The organism is Roseicyclus sp. (assembly GCF_052168335.1).
Classification (GTDB): domain Bacteria; phylum Pseudomonadota; class Alphaproteobacteria; order Rhodobacterales; family Rhodobacteraceae; genus Roseibacterium.
In genome coordinates this window covers 1-4320 of the sequence record NZ_JBQLZP010000165.1, presented here as the reverse complement: position 1 = coordinate 4320, position 4320 = coordinate 1, and the positions used below count along the sequence as shown (strand labels likewise).

At 70.9% G+C, this 4320-nt stretch carries 5 protein-coding genes and 2 pseudogenes; 3 read left to right on the top strand and 4 right to left on the bottom strand.

The window, feature by feature from the left end:
- From ACTS11_RS05105 to gshB, 3 genes and pseudogenes are all read left to right on the top strand, one after another.
- Positions 1–172 (top strand): annotated as a pseudogene (locus tag ACTS11_RS05105) (16S rRNA (cytidine(1402)-2'-O)-methyltransferase); the annotation flags it as partial.
- Positions 165–551, top strand: a complete 387-nt coding sequence (locus ACTS11_RS05100; protein ID WP_442639262.1) for a YraN family protein — start codon at positions 165–167, stop codon at positions 549–551. The pseudogene ACTS11_RS05105 and the gene ACTS11_RS05100, both read left to right, overlap by 8 nt.
- A 66-nt stretch (positions 552–617) precedes the next feature.
- On the top strand, positions 618–1556 hold the full coding sequence (gshB, locus tag ACTS11_RS05095) for a glutathione synthase (RefSeq protein WP_442639261.1): 939 nt from the start codon (positions 618–620) through the stop codon (positions 1554–1556).
- A 151-nt stretch (positions 1557–1707) separates the two neighbouring features.
- On the opposite strand, the gene ACTS11_RS05090 is transcribed toward gshB, so the two are convergent.
- From ACTS11_RS05090 to ACTS11_RS05075, 4 genes and pseudogenes are all read right to left on the bottom strand, one after another.
- Positions 1708–2685: a glycosyltransferase family 2 protein gene (locus tag ACTS11_RS05090; RefSeq protein WP_442639260.1), complete on the bottom strand. Its 978-nt coding sequence runs from the start codon at positions 2683–2685 to the stop codon at positions 1708–1710.
- A 266-nt stretch (positions 2686–2951) separates the two neighbouring features.
- Positions 2952–3158 (bottom strand): cold-shock protein, encoded by a 207-nt coding sequence (locus tag ACTS11_RS05085; RefSeq protein WP_442639259.1) that lies wholly within the window; start codon positions 3156–3158, stop codon positions 2952–2954.
- A 237-nt stretch (positions 3159–3395) separates the two neighbouring features.
- The gene (locus tag ACTS11_RS05080) at positions 3396–3959 is read right to left on the bottom strand and encodes a DoxX family protein (RefSeq protein WP_442639258.1); all 564 of its coding nucleotides are present in this window, start codon (positions 3957–3959) and stop codon (positions 3396–3398) included.
- Between the two features lie 3 nt (positions 3960–3962).
- Positions 3963–4320, bottom strand: a pseudogene (locus ACTS11_RS05075) (hypothetical protein); the annotation flags it as partial.

Sequence of the window (4320 nt, the reverse complement as noted above, 5' to 3'; positions counted from 1 at the left end):
CGCGCCGCCCGCGCGCGCCTCGGCCGGGGCGCTCGAGGCGGCGCTTCGCGAGGCGATGGCGGAGATGAGCGTCAAGGCCGCCGCCGCCGAGGTGGCGGAAAGACTGGGCCTGCCGCGGCGGGAGGTCTACCAGGAGGCGCTGCGCCTCAGGAAGGAGGACGGGGATGCGTGACGTGGCGGTGTTTCCCGGGCGGGGCGCGCGGGGCCAGCGCAACTACCACGCCGGTCTCTCCGCGGAGGAGCAGGTGGCGCGGTCCTACGAGCGGGACGGCCACCGTGTCCGGTCGCGCCGCTGGAAGGGCCACGCGGGCGAGATCGACCTCGTCCTCGAGAAGGCGGGCGAGATCGTCTTCGTGGAGGTCAAGGCCTCGTCCACCCATGCGCGCGCTGCGGAGTCTCTGACGCAGCGCCAGATCGGCCGACTTCTCCGCAGCGCCGAGGACTACATCGGCCGCCTGCCCCGGGGCGCGCTCACGCCGATGCGCTTCGACGTGGCGCTGGTGGACGGCAGCGGCCGGCTCGACATCCTGCACAACGCGCTCTGCGCCTGAGCGCCATTGCACTCGGCTCCGCACCGCGCCATCTAGGGGCGCGGTCCGAAGCGCGGGAGGCAGGCGATGAAGGTGGCATTCCAGATGGACCCGATCGGGTCGGTGAATTTCGAGGCCGACAGCACGTTCCGCCTCGCCGAGGAGGCGCAGGCGCGCGGCTACGAACTCTGGCACTACACGCCGGACAGGCTGTCCTACCGCGAGGGCCGCGTCATGGCGCGGGCCGAGCCGCTGGCCGTGCGGCGCGTGCGCGGCGATCACGCGACGCTGGGCGAGACGGTGGATCTCGACCTCGCCGGAATGGACGTGGTGTGGCTCCGCCAGGACCCGCCCTTCGACATGGGCTACATCACGACGACCCATATCCTCGACCGGCTGAAGGGCCGGACCCTCGTGGCCAACGACCCGTTCTGGGTCCGCAACTCGCCCGAGAAGCTGCTGGTGCTCGACTTCCCCGAACTCACGCCGCCCACCACCATCGCGCGCGACATCGGCGTGCTGCGCGAGTTCAAGGCGCGGCACGGCGACATCATCCTCAAGCCCCTCTACGGCAACGGCGGCGCGGGCGTCTTCCGGCTCGACCCCAACGACCGCAACCTCGCCTCGCTGCACGAGCTCTTCACCGGCATGAGCCGCGAGCCCCTGATCGTGCAGAAGTTCCTCCCCGACGTGGCCGCGGGCGACAAGCGGATCATCCTCGTCGACGGCGTGCCCGCGGGCGCGATCAACCGGGTTCCGGCGGCGGGCGAGACGCGGTCGAACATGCATGTCGGCGGACGGCCGGAGAAGACCGCGCTGACCGACCGCGAGCGCGAGATCTGCGCCGCCATCGGCCCGCGCCTGAAGGAGATGGGACAGGTCTTCGTCGGCATCGACGTGATCGGCGGCTGGCTGACCGAGATCAACGTGACCTCGCCCACCGGCATCCAGGAGCTCGAGCGCTTCGACGGGATCAACGCCGCCGGACTGATCTGGGACGCGATCGACGCGCGCCTCACGGCCTGACCGCGCCCGCGCGCGCGGGCTCAGCCGGTTTACGGGACCGGGCCGTCCGGAGCGGAGCGTGGTCTGGATACGCGGTCCGGATCGGTCGCGCCGGGTCGCGTCATCGACGGCGGCGGGGTTGAGCGCGCGAGCCGGCCGCTCCATCCGCGGGTCACTGCCGGGCCATCCGGGGCGTCGCGTTCGTCAGTTCGACCACGCGCGCGGGCGTCAGCCACTCGCGCCGCATCCGGGCGAGCCAGGCATGGGCCTCGGCCTCGAGCCGGACGATCCCGGGGTCGGCCCGCCGCCAATGCGCCATGAGCGCCTTCACCTCCGGCAGGTGGCGCTGGATCGAGCGCTCCTCGACGTCGTTCACGTTCGCGGCGCGGTGCCAGCGCGAGTGGAGCATGTAGCGGCTGTTGTAGGCCGAGCGCATCCCGTCGCCGCGGTGGTTCTTCAACAGGAAGAGGTCGGGCGCGCGGACGGCGTAGTGGTTCACCACGGCCCCCTCCCAGCGCAGGTGCCGGGTGCGGTTCGCGGCGCCGTCGTCGGCGTCGCGGTGGTCGGAGAGCCTCGGGTCGGACATGGCGCCGGGATGGAGCGGCCTGCCCGACGCGGTGCAGAGGCCGACGGCGCGGCGCGGCTGCTTCGGCATGTGGTCGATGCCGCCGGCGAAGGCGCGCGGGTCGAACATGGTCTTCTGCATCGCGGTGAAGGGACGGGTGCGGGCCGCCGCCCGCGTCAGCTCCTCGATCTGGAGGCCACCCTCCGGCCATTCGTCGAGCCCGCCATCGCCGAAGAGCCGCCAGGTGACGGCGACCGCGTCGAAGCCTTCGACGACCGGCAGCCAGTCCGCGAGGCGGCCGCTTCCTTCCAGCACGTTCAGGAACTCGTCGGCGTCGATGTGCAGGAGCCACCGCGAGGCCTGCGCCCGCGGATCGGCCAGCACGCGCGCCACGCCGGCCGGTTGCGGCGGCGCCTCGCCGCGCAGGTCGTTGCGGATGTGGTGGACCGCCCCGAGCGCCGCGAGCCTGTCCATCAGGATGTCGGTCCCGTCGTTGCAGTCGTTGGTGCAGACGAAGACGTGGTCGAAGCCGATGACCCGGTGATAGGCCACCCATTCGAGCGCGAACATGCACTCGTCGCGCATGCACGCCATGACGGAAGTCTGCACTGCTCTGCCCCGGTTTGCCTGGGTTCTGGTCGGGCAGAAGGTAAACGGTTCCTGAAGAATGGGAATCGGTCGGACGCAGAGCTGAGCGGGCCTGTTGCCGGCGCGCCGCAGGATGCCCGCGGTCAGGCGGTGGCCGCCCGCCGCAGAGCCTGCATGCGGTCCGAGCCGTTACGCGACGGGGACCGCTGCGGGAGGTGCCGCGCCGTCCGGGCCAAGCCCGGCTACCGGCGCGGAGCCCTGTCTCAGAGTTTCTGCAAGTCCACCGCAGAGGCGCGGCCGTCGCGGCCCTCGCGCAATTCGTAACTGAGCTTCGTGTTGTCCGCGAGCCCGGTCATGCCCGCCTTCTCGACGGCGGAGATGTGAACGAAGACGTCCTTGCCCCCGTCGTCGGGAGCGATGAAGCCATAGCCCTTGGTCGTGTTGAACCACTTAACGGTGCCCGTCGGCATCGATCTTTCCTTCTCACGTCATGGACGGCGTCCACCCTTGAGGGCGCCGGTGCAGCAAGGTCCACGTGACCGATGTGCTGCCTTCTTGAGAGGGCGGTTCACAGGAAAACCAGGCGTCACGACGGAAATGGTGGCGCAAACACTCAACCTGGCAAGGGGGAATTGGCGCCACCCGCCCCGGATGGCGCCAATTTGCGCAAAAAACAATCGATCGGGTCGGGAAGAGGCAATCGCGGATCAGCGTGCCTCGGCCATGCGCGGCGCCCGCCACTGGCCGAACAGCGCGTCGAGCGAGAGGGGGCCTCCACCGCGCAGGACGAGCACGACGAGGAGGAAGATCCAGAAGGCGCGCTGGTCCGCGATGTCCGAGCCCGAGGTGGCGTCGAACCAGGTGCCGAGCGTGTCGCCGCCCACGCCGTGACCCACGATGTCCACCCAGGTCTGCACCGCGACGAAGCCGATCATGCCGATGGCGGCAAGACGGGTGAGGAGACCGACGAGGATCAGCGCGGGCAGGAGGAACTCGGTCCAGGTTCCGAGGATCACGATGGGCGTGGCGAGCGGCCCGAGGCCCGAGGGGTCGAAGCCCACCGCCTCGAAGGCGCGGGGCAGGATCTGGATGTAGGCGCCGAGGTCGGGGCTGAACGGCCCGCTGCCCCATTTCGTGAGGCCCGAGTTCCAGTAGTAGACGAGGAGCGTCCCGGCGAAGACGAGGCGCGCGAGCGTCGGGATGAGCCAGGGCGCGACATTGGCCTCGAGGCTGCCGAAGACGCGGTCGTGCAGGGCGATGAGCGGACGCATGGGTCAGGGTCCTTCTTGCAGGGTCAGGAGGCCGGGGGACAGGAACAGGGTGAGGAGCGCGGGCATGTCCGCCTCGGGCTCGGCGGCCTGGGTCGCGGTCAGCGCCTCGGCCAGCGTCAGGCGGCCCTTGAGGTGGCGCGCGAGCGTGTGGCCGCCCTGGGGAAGCGCGAGCGGCACGGGATCGAACTCCCGCCGCAGGATCAGCACCGTCTCGGGCGCGCGGCCGATGGCGAGGCCGGGCGAACCGCTGTTGCGACGCCAGATCGACAGGACCGGGAAGCGCGAGACGAGGATCAGCGTCGCTGGCGCGACGCGGGGGCGGAAGCCGAGCACCTCCTCCGGATCGCGCCCGGAGAGCGGC

Coding starts and splice junctions, on each gene's coding strand:
- ACTS11_RS05100 (WP_442639262.1), top strand. CDS start 165: ATGCGTGACGTGGCGGTGTTTCCCGGGCGGGGCGCGCGGGGCCAGCGC.
- ACTS11_RS05090 (WP_442639260.1), bottom strand. CDS start 2,685: ATGCGCGACGAGTGCATGTTCGCGCTCGAATGGGTGGCCTATCACCGG.
- gshB (WP_442639261.1), top strand. CDS start 618: ATGAAGGTGGCATTCCAGATGGACCCGATCGGGTCGGTGAATTTCGAG.
- ACTS11_RS05085 (WP_442639259.1), bottom strand. CDS start 3,158: ATGCCGACGGGCACCGTTAAGTGGTTCAACACGACCAAGGGCTATGGC.
- ACTS11_RS05080 (WP_442639258.1), bottom strand. CDS start 3,959: ATGCGTCCGCTCATCGCCCTGCACGACCGCGTCTTCGGCAGCCTCGAG.